At 36.1% G+C, this 16097-nt stretch carries 17 protein-coding genes; 9 read left to right on the forward strand and 8 right to left on the reverse strand.

From position 1 onward, the window contains the following. Window positions 1-31: 31 nt before the first annotated feature. The 7 genes from OTG27_RS18270 (at window position 32) to OTG27_RS18300 (ending at window position 7169) form a co-directional block, all read left to right on the forward strand. Window positions 32-1771, forward strand: a complete 1740-nt coding sequence (locus tag OTG27_RS18270; protein ID WP_268937673.1) for a T7SS effector LXG polymorphic toxin — start codon at window positions 32-34, stop codon at window positions 1769-1771. Next, window positions 1768-2112: a tRNA-Val4 gene (locus tag OTG27_RS18275; protein ID WP_268937674.1), complete on the forward strand. Its 345-nt coding sequence runs from the start codon at window positions 1768-1770 to the stop codon at window positions 2110-2112. The genes OTG27_RS18270 and OTG27_RS18275 overlap by 4 nt, the downstream gene beginning before the upstream one ends. Window positions 2113-2205: 93 nt before the next feature. Further along, entirely contained in the window at window positions 2206-2661 is a 456-nt protein-coding gene (locus tag OTG27_RS18280; protein WP_268937675.1) for an SMI1/KNR4 family protein, read from the forward strand. A gap of 304 nt (window positions 2662-2965) precedes the next feature. After that, window positions 2966-3415, forward strand: coding sequence for an SMI1/KNR4 family protein (locus OTG27_RS18285; protein WP_268937676.1), 450 nt, complete (start codon window positions 2966-2968; stop codon window positions 3413-3415). Window positions 3416-3565: 150 nt separating this feature from the next. After that, window positions 3566-4120 carry a hypothetical protein gene (locus tag OTG27_RS18290; protein ID WP_268937677.1) on the forward strand — a complete coding sequence of 185 codons (555 nt, stop codon included), beginning with the start codon at window positions 3566-3568 and terminating at the stop codon, window positions 4118-4120. A gap of 245 nt (window positions 4121-4365) precedes the next feature. Beyond that, a complete protein-coding gene (locus OTG27_RS18295) occupies window positions 4366-5331 on the forward strand; it encodes a DEAD/DEAH box helicase (RefSeq protein WP_268937678.1) in 966 nt (321 codons plus the stop codon). Beyond that, window positions 5232-7169, forward strand: a complete 1938-nt coding sequence (locus OTG27_RS18300) for a DUF3427 domain-containing protein (RefSeq protein ID WP_374941270.1) — start codon at window positions 5232-5234, stop codon at window positions 7167-7169. The genes OTG27_RS18295 and OTG27_RS18300 overlap by 100 nt, the downstream gene beginning before the upstream one ends. A 5-nt stretch (window positions 7170-7174) precedes the next feature. Here OTG27_RS18300 and OTG27_RS18305 read toward each other — a convergent pair whose 3' ends face one another. Then, complete coding sequence (locus tag OTG27_RS18305; RefSeq protein ID WP_268937680.1) at window positions 7175-7588, reverse strand: (deoxy)nucleoside triphosphate pyrophosphohydrolase; 414 nt, start codon at window positions 7586-7588, stop codon at window positions 7175-7177. Window positions 7589-7708: 120 nt separating this feature from the next. Here OTG27_RS18305 and OTG27_RS18310 point away from each other — a divergent pair, with 120 nt between their 5' ends. Next, window positions 7709-8035, forward strand: coding sequence for a nucleoside triphosphate pyrophosphohydrolase (locus tag OTG27_RS18310; RefSeq protein WP_034309825.1), 327 nt, complete (start codon window positions 7709-7711; stop codon window positions 8033-8035). Next, window positions 8028-10445 (forward strand): DEAD/DEAH box helicase family protein, encoded by a 2418-nt coding sequence (locus OTG27_RS18315; protein ID WP_268937681.1) that lies wholly within the window; start codon window positions 8028-8030, stop codon window positions 10443-10445. The genes OTG27_RS18310 and OTG27_RS18315 overlap by 8 nt, the downstream gene beginning before the upstream one ends. 193 nt (window positions 10446-10638) lie before the next feature. Here the strand turns inward: OTG27_RS18315 and OTG27_RS18320 are convergent, their stop codons facing one another. The 7 genes from OTG27_RS18320 to OTG27_RS18350 all read right to left on the reverse strand — a co-directional run bounded on the left by OTG27_RS18320 (window position 10639) and on the right by OTG27_RS18350 (window position 15916). Beyond that, window positions 10639-11229 carry a sigma-70 family RNA polymerase sigma factor gene (locus OTG27_RS18320; protein WP_268937682.1) on the reverse strand — a complete coding sequence of 197 codons (591 nt, stop codon included), beginning with the start codon at window positions 11227-11229 and terminating at the stop codon, window positions 10639-10641. A gap of 180 nt (window positions 11230-11409) precedes the next feature. Then, the gene (locus OTG27_RS18325; protein ID WP_268937683.1) at window positions 11410-11565 is read right to left on the reverse strand and encodes a YvrJ family protein; all 156 of its coding nucleotides are present in this window, start codon (window positions 11563-11565) and stop codon (window positions 11410-11412) included. Between the two features lie 17 nt (window positions 11566-11582). Beyond that, window positions 11583-11822: a hypothetical protein gene (locus OTG27_RS18330; protein ID WP_268937684.1), complete on the reverse strand. Its 240-nt coding sequence runs from the start codon at window positions 11820-11822 to the stop codon at window positions 11583-11585. Between the two features lie 363 nt (window positions 11823-12185). Next, window positions 12186-13019, reverse strand: a complete 834-nt coding sequence (locus OTG27_RS18335; protein WP_268937685.1) for a hypothetical protein — start codon at window positions 13017-13019, stop codon at window positions 12186-12188. 89 nt (window positions 13020-13108) lie between these two features. Then, complete coding sequence (locus OTG27_RS18340) at window positions 13109-13507, reverse strand: hypothetical protein (RefSeq protein ID WP_268937686.1); 399 nt, start codon at window positions 13505-13507, stop codon at window positions 13109-13111. Between the two features lie 17 nt (window positions 13508-13524). After that, complete coding sequence (locus OTG27_RS18345) at window positions 13525-13743, reverse strand: helix-turn-helix transcriptional regulator (RefSeq protein WP_034309806.1); 219 nt, start codon at window positions 13741-13743, stop codon at window positions 13525-13527. A 214-nt stretch (window positions 13744-13957) separates the two neighbouring features. Beyond that, on the reverse strand, window positions 13958-15916 hold the full coding sequence (locus OTG27_RS18350) for an oxidoreductase (RefSeq protein ID WP_268937687.1): 1959 nt from the start codon (window positions 15914-15916) through the stop codon (window positions 13958-13960). Window positions 15917-16097: the final 181 nt, after the last annotated feature.

Below are 16097 nucleotides of genomic sequence, written 5' to 3' on the forward strand. Positions count from 1 at the left end.
ATAAGAAAAGAAGTTGAAAGGACTTTCCATTATGTCGATGATTTACGAATCTCAAACACTAGTTTCTGCCATGCAAACGCGTGTCGGACAATATAAGGATCTAAAGGAACAGCTCACGGAATTAAAAAAAGGATTTGAGAGTATCGTTCATTTGGATGATGAGCTGCAGGGGCAAGGCGCAGAGGCCATTAAAGGGTTTTACAAAGCACAGATCGATGTCGTGAATTCTTGGCTGCGTCTGATTAATCGGCATGTAGCATTTTTAAGTGGAATTCAAGGAGATACAATCGAAGCGAACCTTAGTGAAACCGTGGTTACTGTTCCTTTTTTAGAGGAAGAGCTGACAAATGCGACTCGAAATTCAAAGGAAATGGTCACAGCCCAGAAAAATGATCTGAAAAAAATATTGGCTGGAATTGATGACATCATTCAGTTAGAGCCCTTTTCCGATGATGCGTTCTTTGAAAATATCGAGAAGGCAGAAAAGAAACGGACCGAAACGATAGACAAAGTAAACGAAATCGATCATAAGTGGACGACTGAATATGCCAAATCCGAAGCGGACCAAGCGGCAGTGGCAGCACTCATGGAGCAATTGAAAATATCCAGTACAAGGGGAGGAGTAGTATCCCCTCTCTATTTTAATGCAGCAGCTTATAAAAATAGTGAAGCCTATAAAAACCTGGAAGTTAGGAAAAAAGAAACCGCGCAATATCTCAAGGTTAAGAAAGAAGAAGCGGAGAATCGCCGGATCAAAGACCTGAAGGCCCAACTCGATCATGTAACAGATCCAGATGAGTTCCTCAAAATCGCCAAGCAGATCGGGTACGAAAACTTAGCACCCACCCAGCAGCAATATGTCATGCAGCTAGAAGCGGCTAAGCAAACCGCAGACATTACAAAAGGAATCGGCGTAGGCCTTTATGATGTAGGTAAAGACTTTGTGACAGGAGTTTGGGACTTTGTCACAGATCCTGGGGAAACGGTTGAAGGTGTAGCAAATTCAATCATGCACCCGATTCAAACCTATAAATATATATCAAAGTCAATCTCAGATTCATATGAACGGGATATGGTAAATGGCGATGCCTACTCGCGGGCTCACTGGGTATCCTATGCCCTTGGAACTGTCGTCACATCAATAGTCGGAACAAAAGGCGCAGGAGCCATAACGAAGACTGGCGTAGCCACTACAAAAGCGGCTGCAGTAAAAGGTGTTACGAAAGCAAAAGAACTGGCCACTATCCCTAACCTATTGCCATACAATCCAAAAAACCAACTGTCGTTGGCAGGTGGAGTACCTTATAATGTGGTTAATGGTGCTGGGTTGAAGGATCAGTTAATTTCTATGGCGAAAGTGGAGTCTCAAGTCAATGGAGATGGTGGGAAAAAGTTTACTATAGATACAATGAGGCATGTTTATCACGGAGAGATTAATCGACGTGGGAAAGCTGTCGGTTATCATCACGAGAGTATGATGGGTGGTAAGATAGTTCCAGGTACAGAAACAAGGCCTGATAGAAATGGAGTATATAGAGCAACGATCGAAATTAATGGAGTTAGAAAAAATGTAGATTCAAGTTTTTTTCCAAAAGAATGGGATCGTGTTCAGGTATTAAAATCTATTGAAGAGGCTTTTAATAATAAAAGGCAAATAGGTAGAAATAAATATTCAACTTTAACTTCTTCAGGAATTACAATAGAAATGTATCTAAAACCAGACGGTTCAATTGCAACTGCCTATCCAATTTATGAAGGAGGTCGATTATGAAATATTCATACGAGTTTTATAGAGATCATTTAGAAATGCTTAGAATAAAATTACCAGGTGAGATAGAATTATTCGCTGATTTTATTGAAGACATTTCTACTGAGCAAAAAGCAGATGAGTATATTACAAAGGTTGAAAATGTTTTAAATGGTTTATACCAGGATTTTGAGATTCAACTCAACGCCACAAGTGTGTTAATAAAAAAAGATATGACAGTCTTGGAACATCTTTTTACATATGAAGAGCCTTTTGAAAATGAAATGGAGACAGAACAATTTAAAGAACTCATGTTAATTTGGAAAGATAAAATTCCAGAAAGATTCAAGAAGAATGAGAATTGAATTTATGCTTCTAATTTGATTATTCCCTTAGTTTATCTTCATACTTGTCCGTGCTCCATGCGTTACGAAACTAAGGATTATAAGGTGATTTCGTTGAATTATTCAGGTCTACAGGAATTCATTAAGAAATATGGAAAAGATGATGATTTTACTGGTGGTGTAAGTGAAGACAAAGTAAAAGAAACTGAACAAAAATTACAGGTTTCATTACCGGAAAGTTACAAGTGGTTTTTAAGAAATTGTGGTTACGGTGGACTTTTTGGAGTGAGGATAATTGGATATGGTTTTACGGGACCAGCAGTAGTAGATGCTACCAAAGGTCATCAAAAGTATTATGATTTATTGGATGGACTTGTGGTTATAGAAGACATTGATGAATTTGCGTATTGCCTCGATACTAATAAAATGAAGAATGGTGAATGTCCAGTTATAATGTGGGATAATCATGAAGGCTATGGTCGAAGGCTTGCCGATAATTTTTTAGACTATTTTATGGAACGCCTTGAATTGGCAAAAGAAGATTGGGATGAAGATGAAGAGGATTGGTAAAAGCTGAGGGGAATAGGTATTTATCATGATTTACTATAAAGTTAGAAATACTTTATCTAAAGAAAAAAGGATAGTGCCTTTCGAAAAAGGGGCTATCCTTTTTTTTATTCAGAAAAAAGGAACAAAACTATTCATATAGGTAAGGAGTTTGTGGATTTTGGGACTCTGTCACAAACTCCTGAGGTAACCACTCTAAAAGCAGCTGTAGTAAAAGGCGTTATGAAGGCAAAAGAATTAGTCTCAACTCCTAAGCTATTGCCTTACAATCTTAAAAACCAACTGTTGTTGGCAGGGGGAGTACTGAATGAATAAAGAGGAATTAACAAATTTTATTAATGAACATAACGAATCAGATGACTACACAGGTGGAGTAGTTGAAAGTCAAATCAATGTTGTCCAAAATGAGCTAGGGGTGGAATTACCAGAAAGTTATAAGTGGTTTTTAACGACTTATGGTTCTGGTGGGTCATTTGGTGTTGATATTTTAGGAGTGGCTAAGTCAAATAGAGCTCCAGTTGTTGTTAACACGAAGAGTTATAGAGATTTAGGATTGGAAAAGGATTTAGTAGTTATTGAAAATGCTGAAGAATATGTATATTGTTTATATACAAACAAAATGGAGAATAATGAGTGCCCAGTAATAGCGTGGAATAGACAAGGTGGACTTGATGACTACAATACAGCAAAGAACTTTTATGAGTTTTTATCACAAAGGTTATTGGATGCAAAAGAAGCATGGGAAGAAGATTTCTAAAATTGATAACAAGAAGCAAAATATAAAAGGGATCTCGTTATCCAATGGGATAAGTTTTTTAGGTTTATATGAAACTTAATTGGGAAGATAAAATGTATTGGGAAACGTTGGTAGTTTACCTGAAATGTGCATAAAAGGATGTGGTTATAAATGAATAATGATAAACATCTTAAATCAGAAACTCCAATATTAGGAACAGACCATACTATTTTAGATTTCTGGAAATGGGGATTTTCAAATATTCTAACAAACAACCTAAGGGGAATTTTTGCTGAGTTTTTAATCGGAACTGCTCTTGGCTGTTTAAATCAATTACGAGTTGAATGGGATTCATATGATTTAGTTTATAAAGGCATGAAAATTGAGGTCAAATCTTCTGCGTATATCCAAGCATGGCATAAGGAAAAATATTCAAACATCAGTTTTAGTATTGGGGCAAAAAAAGAATATGATTATTCTACAAATAAATATAACCCTACGGTAAAACGGAATGCTGATATATATGTATTTTGTTTACTAAAAGAAAAAAATCATGAAATAATTGAACCATTAAATGTGAAACAATGGGATTTTTACGTTGCATTAACTAAAGACTTAGATATATATTTTCCTAATCAAAAAACAATATCTTTAAATTCACTAAAAAAAATAGTTCACCCAAGTACATATGAAGAATTAAAACAGATAATAGATGGTCTATTGTAAGAGTTTTTTACGATTCTTGGTGTTTTGGAATAATAACAATTAAGAATAATTACGATAAATATTTAATAATATAAAAGCAAAAATGGTCTTTTAAGAAATATGCAATATAAAAAAGATAAAGACTTACTAAAACTACTTAATGAAGTAAGAATAGAATATATTTTCCTATCTCATAAAATAGTTGAAGAGAAAATATCGCCTAAAGAAACAGGCCAGAGATATATAACCACAGTCAGGAGCAAATCATGAACATCGAGAAAAAGCTAATTGTCAATTCAGACAAGGGTAATTTATTAAATGAATTAATTTCTTCAATTAATGAGTGTGAAAGGTTTTATTTCAGTGTGGCCTTTATTAATTATAGTGGTCTTCAGATGTTGTTGGATACCTTTAAGAACGCGGAAAAAAGGGGAGTAAAGGGGAAGATTATTACTTCTACTTATCTTAACTTTACTGAAGCGAAGGCTTTAAAGAAAATAAATGAGTTTAGTAATATCCATTTGAAGGTTTTTGAAACAGATAAGGCGATTGGTTTTCATACGAAAGCGTATATTTTTGAATTTAAGGATAGTTATAAGGTGATTATTGGTTCTTCTAATATTACTCAAAGTGCCCTTAAGAGTAATATTGAGTGGAACGTTGAGATCATTGCTAAAGAGGATGCTCAATTTCTGAAAGATGTTTTAAAGGAATATGATGGCTTATGGAATAGTAGTGTCGTAGCGGATGACAATTTCATAAGTAAGTATGAAGAGTTTCTGAGTAAATTAAAGGGCTATACGAATACACAGCAATTTATTTATGAAAGCTCTGAATATATTATTCCCAATAACATGCAAAAACGTGCGGTTGAAAACCTTGAAAGAATTAGATCGTTTGGGGAAAAGAAGGCTTTGGTTATAGCAGCAACAGGGACGGGTAAAACGTATATGTCTGCTTTTGATGTAAAGGGATTCAAGCCTAAAAGATTACTGTTCATTGTACATAGAGAAGAAATATTAAAAAAAGCAAAAGAGACCTTTGAAAAGCTCCTTCCTAATGAAAAACTGACATTTGGATTACTGACTGGGAATCAAAAGCAAAAAAATGCCGATTATATTTTTTCTAAACTTTGTCTAAATGCTATGAGGAATTTAAACGAGACGAATTTGATTATATTATTTTTGACGAGGCTCACCATGCAACAAGCCCAAGCTATCAAGCAGTGCTAGAATATTTCGACCCACAGTTCACATTAGGGATGACAGCTACTCCAGAGAGAAGCGATCAACAAAATGTCTTTGACCTATTTGATAATAATGTGGCATTAGAAGTTCGTTTACATGAGGCTTTAGAGGATGAACTGGTTATTCCCTTTCATTATTTTGGTATTACCGATATTGAGGGAATTGATTTAAGTGATGTAGATATTGACGATGTAGCGGAGATAACTAAGAGATTAAAGGTAAATGAGAGAGTCGACTTTATTATTAAGAATATGGATTTCTATGGCCATGACGGTGAAAAAAGAAAAGGTCTAGGTTTTTGCGTAACCGTTGAACATGCACAATATATGGCACAAGAATTTAATAGTAGGGGTATTCAAAGTATCTGTTTATCTGGTAATGATTCAGTCGAGCAGAGATCGTATTATATAAATAGATTAGAAGATGACAATGATGATTTAGAATTTATTTTCACCGTTGATATTTTTAATGAGGGTGTTGATATTCCTTCAGTAAATACCGTACTAATGTTAAGACCTACTAATTCTCCGATTGTTTTTATTCAACAGCTGGGAAGAGGACTTCGTAAGCATAAAGACAAGACTTTCCTAACGGTACTTGATTTCATTGGGAATCATAGTAAAACGTTCTTAATTGCCATCGCATTAAATGGAAGCCGTTATTATGATAAAGAAAGCTTGAAGGTTGCTATTGCAACTGGCTTTGCAAATATTCCAGGGTGTACGCATATTCAAATGGATAAAATTTCTGAAGAACGGATATTAGCGCAGATTGATAAGGAAAACTTTAATTCTTTGAAGTATTTGAAGGAAGAGTACTTTGAATTTAAGAAAATGAATCAAGGTAGAATTCCTTTATTATTAATGGATTATATGAAATTTGATGGAGCTCCAGATCCGACTAAGTTTATTAATCGCGAAAAAACATATTTGCAATTTGTAGCAAAAGTAGAAAAAGAAGATTCCTTGAAAAGGCTTTTACTAGACGAAAATTTTGAAGGAGTATTAAAGGAATTATCGAGCAAGTTACCTTTAAAGCGAGTGTATGAATTTGCTATTGCTAAATATCTATTGGACCATAATGAGATTTCTTTAGAAACCGCAAAACATGAGATATTGAAGTTGGTTAAAGAGGTAGATGAAGATAGCGTATTACATGCCTTGCAGTGTCTAAATCAGGATTTTTATGATCCTGGTCAGAAAAAGAGGAACTTTAAGTTATTTGCTCTTGAAGATGGTCATTTAACTAAGACAGCTTCTTATCAAAAGGTTTTACAGAATGAAGAATATAGAAGATATGTAGAAGATCTTATTATTTATGGAATCTTTAGATATGAAAAGGAATTTAAAGAAGACTACTATGGTGTGCCACATTTGAAGCTATATGAACAGTATCAAATGGCTGATGCTGCATTACTCTCAAATTATCGCAAAAGCCACAGTGCCTTTAGGGGTTCTGGTCTACTTTCAAATGGAAATGACTATTTCTTATTTATTGATCTGCACAAGGAAGAAGATATTAAAGAGAGTATTAATTACCACGATGAATTTATAAGCGAACGCATTTTTCAATGGCAGACTCCAAATAGTACTGCCCCAAGTTCTGAGAGAGGAAAGAATATTGTATTCAATCAGGATAGAGGGATACATTTACATTTATTTATTAGAAAGTATAAAGAAATAGACGGAAAGACAGAACCGTATATTTATATTGGTAAGGGCAACACGGTGGAATATGAAGGGGAAAAGCCAATTACCGTTACAATGGAATTGGAGAATGAAGTTCCGGCTAGTTTATATACGGAGTTCACTAAAAGAGTATAGTCTTCTCATTTGAGAAGACTATTTTTTTCGTCTATTAATTGTTCCACAGCTGGTATGTCGGCGGGAGCCCATTTTAGAGAACTTAGATTCTCTCGCTTTAACCATATCAGTTTAGAATGTTCATTGGCTGTTGGGGTACCTCCAATGATTCTACATTTTATAGACAGTAGGTTAATGATGAAGGTTTCATATTCATGCGTATTATCATTAAAGATTGAAGCCTCTGTTTCAACCTGACATTGTAATTCCTCATCAATCTCTCTTTTTAAAGCAGTAAAAATATCTTCTCCCTTTTCTACTTTTCCACCTGGAAACTCCCACAAGTTTGGGATGCTCATTTCTGGAGAGCGTAACGCACATAGTATTTCATCATTTTCATTTTCAATAATGGCTGCAACTACTTTAACTTGCTTTTTCATGTTATCCTCCTATAGGTTTTGCTATGATTAAATAATATCATGATTAAGTGGGGTTTGTTATAAATACAAAATTTGGGTAAGTGATATAATTGTAAGATAAACTTTGAAGGAGGCCACTTTATGCCAGTTCACAATAAATTAGTCCGTGATCGGATTCCAGAAGTGATTGAAGCTACAGGTAAGAAGTTTACAACAAGAGTGTTAGATGAGAAGGAATACATAGAAGAATTGAAAAAGAAGAGCTTTGAAGAGTTACAGGAATATGTAGAGACAGAAAGTAAAGAGGATGCGATTGAAGAGTTGGCAGATGTGTTAGAAATCCTTCATGCTTTGGCTGAGTATCATGGGGCTTCTATCGAGGAAGTGGAGAAAGTAAGGAAGATCAAAGCAGATAAGCGCGGAGGATTTAAGGAGAAGATTTATCTGATTGAGGTTGAAGATGAGTAAGGTCCAATTAATTACCGGTCAATTAGGGACACACCTATTGAAGCAGATTGATTCTGCTTCTTCTATTTGTATTTTGACCTCTTTTGTGATGAAATCTGGTGTTCAATATTTGAGAGAAGCATTAAAAGCGGCTGCTGACCGTGGAGCGGAAATTAAAGTGTGTACTGGCGATTATTTGTTTGTGACCCAGCCAGAAGCATTAAGGATATTATTAGGGATAGATTCAAGGATTGAGGTCAGATTATGGAAGAGTAACGGGGTATCCTTTCATCCTAAAGCTTATCTATTTCAAAAGGAGAACCAAGATAGCCTGTTTGTTGGCTCGTCTAATCTTTCACGTTCGGCTTTAAGTAATGGAGTGGAATGGAGTCTTTCTGTTAGTGATGACGAAGAAGTATTTTCTCAAGGTCTGCATCTATTTTTAGAAACGTTTTATAGTGACCATACGATTTCTTTAAATCAAGAAACGTTGAAGAATTATGAAGAAAGCTATGAGAAGTTTCATATAACTAATCCAAATCTTCCTCAAAAGTGGACAGAGACAGAGGAAATGGATTTAATGCTTCCAAGTGAAGTTGATGAGTCAATTCCGACAGCGGAAATCATTCATGAATCATCTGCACCGTATGGGAAAATTTATCCTCGCTTTGCACAAATGGAGGCATTAGAGGAATTAAATAAAACAATGGAAGAAGATTATGATAAGGCGTTAGTCGTAATGGCCACTGGATTAGGAAAGACATATTTAGCCGGGTTCTTTGCGCGCAATTTCAAACGGGTGCTGTTTATTGCACATCTTGAAGAAATTCTATATCAGGCTAAGAAGTCATTCCAAACGGTTATGCCAGAAGAGAGCTTTTCTATTTATAATGGCAAGGTGAAAGAAAGGCATGGACATACCATTTTTGCATCGATTTACACGTTAAGCATGCAGCGGCATCTTCAAGTTTTTGATCCTGAAGAATTTGACTTGATTATCGTCGATGAGTTTCATCATGCAGCGGCCGAATCTTATCAACGAGTATTAGATTACTTTAAACCGGAATTTTTGCTTGGAATCACGGCCACACCGGATCGAAATGATAACAAGGATGTATATGCTATCTGTGGTGGAAATGTAGCATTCCGGATCGATTTCCTTGAGGCAATTCGACGGAACTGGTTAGCGCCTTTTAAATATTTTGGTGTGTATGATGATACAGATTATAGTCAGATTACTTGGCTCGGAAATCGATATGATGAAAAGGAGTTACTACAGCTTCAATTACGGGATGAGATGGCTCAAAAGGTATTGAATGCATGGAAGGACAAAAGAAAGACTCGTACAATAGGCTTCTGTTCATCCATTAAGCAAGCAGAGTTTCTTTCTTCCTATTTTAACCAAAAGGGATTTAGAGCAATTAGTCTGCATTCAAAACAAAAAGATATGAATAGAGATGATGCAATAAGTCAGCTTGCAACTGGAGCCCTCGATATTATCTTTACAGTCAATCTATTCAATGAGGGAGTCGATATCCCGGCTGTTGATACGCTTTTATTTGTTAGGCCAACAGAATCGTTAACGGTCTTTACCCAGCAGATTGGTAGAGGGCTAAGACTACATGACTCTAAGGATCATTGCGTTATTATTGATTTAATCGGTAATTATCGAAATGCAGATGTTAAATTAAGTTTGTTTGATACAAATTTGAGCAAGCAAAAGACGAAAACCATTGAGCCAATTGTTCCTGAGTTATGCGATATAAAATTAGATATCCAGGTTATAAACCTCTTAAAGGAAATGGCGAAGAAGAAGAAACCTAGACGAGATAAATTAGTAAATGATTATCACATATTAAAGCAGGAATTAGGAAGAAGGCCTTCCTATTTGGAATTACATCTAAAAGGTGCCTCTGATTCCCCGCATTATCGTCAGGAATTCTCTTCATATTATGGATTCTTGGAATATGCTAAAGAGCTTTCAGAACGTGAATCTGAAATCTATCATCGGTATGAGCCATGGCTAGTGGAAGTAGAGAAAACGGGTATGGCGAAGAGTTATAAGATGGTCGTTCTGCTAGCCATGCTAGATCGTGGAGTTGATAGTTGGTTCAAGTCAATCACTTCTAAGGAAGCAGCACCATTCTTTCATAGCTACTTAACAGAAACAGAGTATCGAAAACAAATCGACTTTGCTGACAAATCATCTAAAAAGCTATGGAACTACGATGTAGCAGGAGTGAGTAAGTTGATTTCGACTATGCCTATGTCTAAGTGGAGTGGCAGCTCTAAAGGGTTAATTTCTTACGAAGATGATATTTTTATGCTGAACTTTAATGTCAGACCAGAAGACCAGAGGGTTTTGTTTGATATGACCAAGGATATTTGTGAATATAGACTTCATTATCACTTTGAGCGGAAGGCTAAGTAAAAGAACCCATCCTAAAAAAGAGACATTCCCAAAAGGAATGTCTCCAACTCCTTATTGTTTCAGCAGTTAGGAACCCAAAATGAAAAACATCAATTAAAAAAAGATTCGAAACTTCATTTCGCATTAATATGGGAGCTTATTTTTGTGGTTCCCAAGGGGAATGTGGTTGCAGGCAAAATGAGGGGACAATCAACTATTTTTCTTGAAGGAGGTTCCTTAATTTATTAATTGCTAGTTTGTGGTTTTTAGAAACTGCCTGCTGCGAAACGTTCATAATTACTGCTATTTCTTTAAAAGCCAAATTATCAACATATTTTAACTTTAGTGTTTTCTTTTGAGTATTGGTTAATTGGGATAGGGCGTTGGCAATTTCCTTATCTGAGGTAATATCTTCGATGGTTTCGGCATCTTCATTATAAATCTTTTCATATCCTTCTTCTTTAACTTCAATCGTGTTTAATAAGGGGATAGACTCATCATTTTCAGCATTTAGAATGATAGGAAAATTTTTATTTTGATCGTTAATACTTATATCGTATTTAACTGCTGTAAAATGTATAGTTTTGGATATAAGCGATACAAAACGAATATAAAATAAATGTTTTTTGAATTCTTCATCTAATTTATTCCTATTTTTGATTGAAGGAGTACATATGGCTTTTTTATACAGTGCATAATTTTTTTCTTCTTTTAAAAAGGATTTTAAAATCTTACTATTTATAAACTTTCTATTGTTATCTTCAAACTCGAAAAGTTGATTGCTGCAACAATCAGATTTAATCATTATCATCACCTCCTTTTTGTGGATAATACTGTTCTATTTTATTAGAGATTTTTGATGTCCGTTGAACTAAATCAATCAGAAAATCTCTGTCTTCATTGGAGAGTGAGTTGTCATCTAAACATTTTGTGATAAATGTTTGTGTATTTCTTACTTCGCAAAAACACTTGAAAATATTAGGATTCATTTCCTCTCACCTCGAATATTATTTCCTAATTCCACAATAGCTTTTTCAAGCTTTTCCAACTTTTTTTCGAACCTAATAAAAAGATATAAGGCAACAAAGATTGGAAATCCGAAATTACCAATTATATTAACAAGGGTCGTGTAAGTTTTCATATAAGATCCCCTCCATTTTATTTCTTTTTGTGATATTTAGTTTGAAACTCAAAAAATCCTGGAGTTTTATCAACGTCGTATCTATTAATGATTTTAATAATCAAAATAACTAATTCTTGAGTTAAATCTTCTCTTTCTTGTTGTTTTGTTTGAAATAATGATTTTAGAATCTTAGGTTGAAATAAAAAGATAATCGGCTCTAAATTATGAGGTTTAGACTTAGCTTCACTCACCAATTCATATAAATCTTTATTCATTTTATATCCTCCTTAACATCTATAACATTGTTTATTATTAGTTAAATAATACTTTAATTGGTTATTTTCTCCTATTTTATAAAAAGAAATAATTGGAGCATATGTTTGTTAATGTTCCTTTTTTAACCTAGGGATAATAGGATAGTTTACAGCTCAAATGGATAGTAATCGGGATTTGAAAATATAACTATCCACATTGCCATTGTTTCCAGCAGCACAACCAGAATATTAGAATTTTCCCCCTTCTCTTCTTAAAGTCCGAAAGTCACAAATAAAACAACCATTTTAGTGATTTTCTTAATTTAGTTTTTTAGTATTTTAAAATAGAAAAAGAGACTGTCTAAACTAGACAGTCTCTGAAAATTATTTTGGACATTCTTTTGGTCTTGCGGCACCTGGAACACACATTCTGCAGGTCCATGCAGCACCTACAACTGCAACTGCACATACTGCACATACAATACAAGAAAGTGGATTTAGACAGGTACAGCACGCACCAAGACAACTTCCATATATTATTAAACAACTATTCCAAGTAGAACATCCTAATTGTTTGTTCATACATGCAGCCCATGATAGAGAACAAGATCCTGCCTGGATTGTTACGATTTCTCCATTTTCATGAACAAATATTCTTTCATTACCAATTAAAATAACTGGTTTCATATTACTTTCATCAATAGATAGCATACCAACTAAATTTTCCTTTTGGTATAAAGGAAGAGAAAACATATTTAGGGAGTATGAAAGTACTTTACCTTCTTTATCTTCTAAATACTTGGTGTTCTGAATTACATACTCTTCATCATTGTTTAGAGTATAACCATCTTTAGTGATGTGCTTTGATAGTTTGTTAAATTCCTCATTTGAATTAGCAAGTTTACGAAGATCTGCTAATAGCTTATCATCTGTCGTTTTAGTTGCAACGTTATAAAGGTAGGACCCATTTACTTCGGTGTAATGTACTTCACCATCTAATCCTTCGTGTGTTTTCACAGGAATAGTAAATTGCTTACCAATCGTACTTTCCATTTTTGCAACTTTGCCTTCATTTAACACAGAATAATCAATTTCGTTTGCCTGCAACTTACCAAAGTAAGCTGCAAGATTAAATTGGGATGTTACTTTTTCCTGGATTTTCTCTTTAAATGATTGTTTTTCTAGGGCATTTAAAGATAATGGTTTAATGATTGTCATTTAAAATCCTCCTTATAATTTTTTACCTTACAATTCTATAAGGGAGGATTTACTAACTTTTTTACAACCGATATGAAGTTTTATTTGGATTAGTGTACAAAGCGTTGCACAATTTGAGAAATCATAAAAACCAACAAACTTGAAATAATAGCTCCGACCAAAATATTATAGCCTGAAATGAAATCATTATAGAATCCAATTGTTCCAATCAATAAAAAAATCAGAATAAAAACATATGATATAGAGAGAGAAACTAAAATTTTACGAAAAACACGTTGATCTGCAACAACGTAACTATCGTTCCAATTATCGTTTTTTTTCTTGACTAAGAAATTAATTACTTGATAACCCATAACAAGAGAAGCTATCCCCCACATAACCCAGAAGTTACTTCCTGTTTCATCTACAAAAATTGAATAACATGAATATCCAAAGCCTAAGAACAAGCACATATAACCAACTAAAAGCATCCACTTTTTCAAACGCATAAAGATCCCTCCTGAATTTAATCTGTTTTTTCTTCTAAAAAGAATAATTTATCGATTGGTTCATTTAATACAGCAGAGAGCATTAAAACAATTCCTATTGATGGTTCGTATTTTTGTTTTTCCAAAGCAACGATGGTTTGTCTGTGTACACCTATTCGATCCGAAAGTTCTTCTTGAGTAAAATCATGTAATCTTCGAAAATATCTCACGTTGTTTTTTACTTTTCCTCTTTTCAAATTCTCCACCTCTTATGTATAGTATTATATACAAAATGGATTGAAAATAATACATTTTAAAGTATAAAAGGAATTGAATTGGAGATAAAGAGAAAAAAATAGAGTATATAATAGTTGGTTTAAAGTGTTAGAAAAGAAGATAAAAATAAGCCAGTCGTGTCAGACCTATATCATCAAAAGAAAGAGACATCCCCCCAAGGAATGTCTCTTTTCTTCATAAACTTATAACACTCATCATCCCTTCATGCGTAGCTTCTTCTATGGTACGCGGACCAAGGCAATCTCCAATCTGTTTAACAATAGGTGCATGGCCTTTCATTTCTTCGAATAGTTCTGTGTTGGGAATGCGGCCTAGGGAGAGGACGATGGAGTCCCAGTTGGTTAGTTCTTGTTTTTGTTGGGTGAATAGGTTCCGGATGATGACGTGATCTTTTTTGATTGCCCCGATGTCGTAATGGGGGAGGAGTGTGACGTTTAGGTTGTATAGTTTTTTTAGGTATTCGTTCCTGAGATATTGGTGGACGGTTTCACCGATGTGCAGTCGTGATGATATGAGTGTGACTTGGTGGCCTTTTTCGGCTAGATAGATGGCTGCTTCCATGCCGGGCCAGTCGCCGCCAAAGTCGAATACGAGTACGTTGTCCCCGACTTTTTTTGTTGAGCTGAAGAGGTCATCACTCATGATGATCCGTGGGTCATCGATTCCTTCGATGGCTGGTGTATAGGGCCGTGAGCCTGTGGCACAGATGATGGCGTCCGGTTTTGATTCGGTTATTTCCTGGGCGGTGGCTGTTTTGCCTAATTGTACATTTATATTGCTTCTCATTAGTTTCCTGGAGTAGTTATCGAGCATCGATTCTGCGAGTTCATGCCTCATCGGTGCTTTGCGCATGGTGCGAAGCAGGCCGCCGATGGATTTGCTTTGATCGATCAGTGTAACGGAATGACCTAGGTAGTCCGCGGTTATGGCTGCCTGTAATCCCCCAGGTCCTGCGCCGATGACGAGGACATTCTGTTTGTTTCTCGTTTTCTTTAATTCTGGTAAAATCCATGCTTCTTTACCTGTTGTCGGGTTTTGGACACAGCCAATCGGCAGTCCTTTATGATAGTGACCGATACAGGCTTGTAAACAGCCGATGCATGCATCGATTGCCTGCAGGTCGCCATCTTTTGCCTTGTTGGGCATGTCTGGGTCGACGATTAAGGCCCTGGTCATTCCGACGACATCGGCTTTTCCGGTGGATACGATCTGCTCCGCTTCAACGGGGTCGACGATTCGATTACCGACAAAGACCGGTACGGCTCCTGCCATCCTGATTTTGAATCCATGTGGTGAAAGGTAAGCGTGCTTTATCGGTGATGGCGGCACGATATGTGTTGATCCCTCGAAGGTGCTTGAATCTCCGGCTGTGACATTGATGAAATCCAAACGGACTTTCTCAGCGAGATATTCGACGATTTGCACGGAATCCTTCATCGTTGTCCCGTCCATCGTCAGTTCATCTGAGCTCATGCGAATGCCGACGGTAAAGTCTTCCCCGACTCTTTCCCATACCTTCTCCAATATTTCCACGATGAATCGCATCCGATTTTCAAATGATCCGCCATAGATATCCGTACGCTTATTTGTATGCTGTGACCAAAACTGGGCAGGAAGATATCCGTGTGAACAGCAAATTTCCACTCCATCAAGTCCGCCTTCCTTTGCCAGCTGTGCTGAATGGGCGAACCCTTCAACCACTCCTTCAATATCCTCTAAGCTCATTGGTTTTGGCATCACGCCGAAGCGCAGGCTGGGAACGGCTGAAGGCGCCCATGCCGCATTTCGATAGTCGCTCGATACGACTTCCCGTCCGCCATGGAATAACTGCGAGAAAACCTTCGTTCCATATTTATGAAGCGTTTCGGAAAGCTCTTTGTAGGCATCGACGATTCTCCGGTCATAGCCTGCGATCGTTTTGGATGTAAGCATGCCGGATGGATGTACCGATGCCGCTTCAAGGATGATCAATCCGACGCCCCCTTTAGCACGGGCTTCATGATAGGCCACCATATCGGAAGTGGGGATTCCGTCCGTGACATGATTTGTTTGATGTGCTGTACTTAAGATCCGGTTTTTTAATTCAGTAGAACCGATCGTTAATTGGGTAAACAGATTCTTGAATTGAGCCATATCCATGACCACTCCCTAATGTTAGATAGAATGAGAGTATAGAGGGCAACCGCCTCTACCTATCCCTATACAGGTTCAATATGCAATAACCATGCCGTTTGGGGGAGTGGGGTTTCATATTCGTTTTTTTACTTGGATAAAGAGGGTATGGCTCATGAGTATCGTATTTTATAGATAGATA

It is taken from the genome of Peribacillus sp. AS_2, assembly GCF_026891895.1.
Classification (GTDB): Bacteria; Bacillota; Bacilli; order Bacillales; family DSM-1321; genus Peribacillus; species Peribacillus frigoritolerans.

Coding starts and splice junctions, on each gene's coding strand:
- OTG27_RS18315 (WP_268937681.1), top strand. CDS start 8,028: ATGAGTAAGGTCCAATTAATTACCGGTCAATTAGGGACACACCTATTG.
- OTG27_RS18330 (WP_268937684.1), bottom strand. CDS start 11,822: ATGAATAAAGATTTATATGAATTGGTGAGTGAAGCTAAGTCTAAACCT.
- OTG27_RS18320 (WP_268937682.1), bottom strand. CDS start 11,229: ATGATTAAATCTGATTGTTGCAGCAATCAACTTTTCGAGTTTGAAGAT.
- OTG27_RS18295 (WP_268937678.1), top strand. CDS start 4,366: ATGAACATCGAGAAAAAGCTAATTGTCAATTCAGACAAGGGTAATTTA.
- OTG27_RS18310 (WP_034309825.1), top strand. CDS start 7,709: ATGCCAGTTCACAATAAATTAGTCCGTGATCGGATTCCAGAAGTGATT.
- OTG27_RS18340 (WP_268937686.1), bottom strand. CDS start 13,507: ATGCGTTTGAAAAAGTGGATGCTTTTAGTTGGTTATATGTGCTTGTTC.
- OTG27_RS18270 (WP_268937673.1), top strand. CDS start 32: ATGTCGATGATTTACGAATCTCAAACACTAGTTTCTGCCATGCAAACG.
- OTG27_RS18285 (WP_268937676.1), top strand. CDS start 2,966: ATGAATAAAGAGGAATTAACAAATTTTATTAATGAACATAACGAATCA.
- OTG27_RS18335 (WP_268937685.1), bottom strand. CDS start 13,019: ATGACAATCATTAAACCATTATCTTTAAATGCCCTAGAAAAACAATCA.
- OTG27_RS18290 (WP_268937677.1), top strand. CDS start 3,566: ATGAATAATGATAAACATCTTAAATCAGAAACTCCAATATTAGGAACA.
- OTG27_RS18350 (WP_268937687.1), bottom strand. CDS start 15,916: ATGGCTCAATTCAAGAATCTGTTTACCCAATTAACGATCGGTTCTACT.
- OTG27_RS18275 (WP_268937674.1), top strand. CDS start 1,768: ATGAAATATTCATACGAGTTTTATAGAGATCATTTAGAAATGCTTAGA.
- OTG27_RS18305 (WP_268937680.1), bottom strand. CDS start 7,588: ATGAAAAAGCAAGTTAAAGTAGTTGCAGCCATTATTGAAAATGAAAAT.
- OTG27_RS18325 (WP_268937683.1), bottom strand. CDS start 11,565: ATGAAAACTTACACGACCCTTGTTAATATAATTGGTAATTTCGGATTT.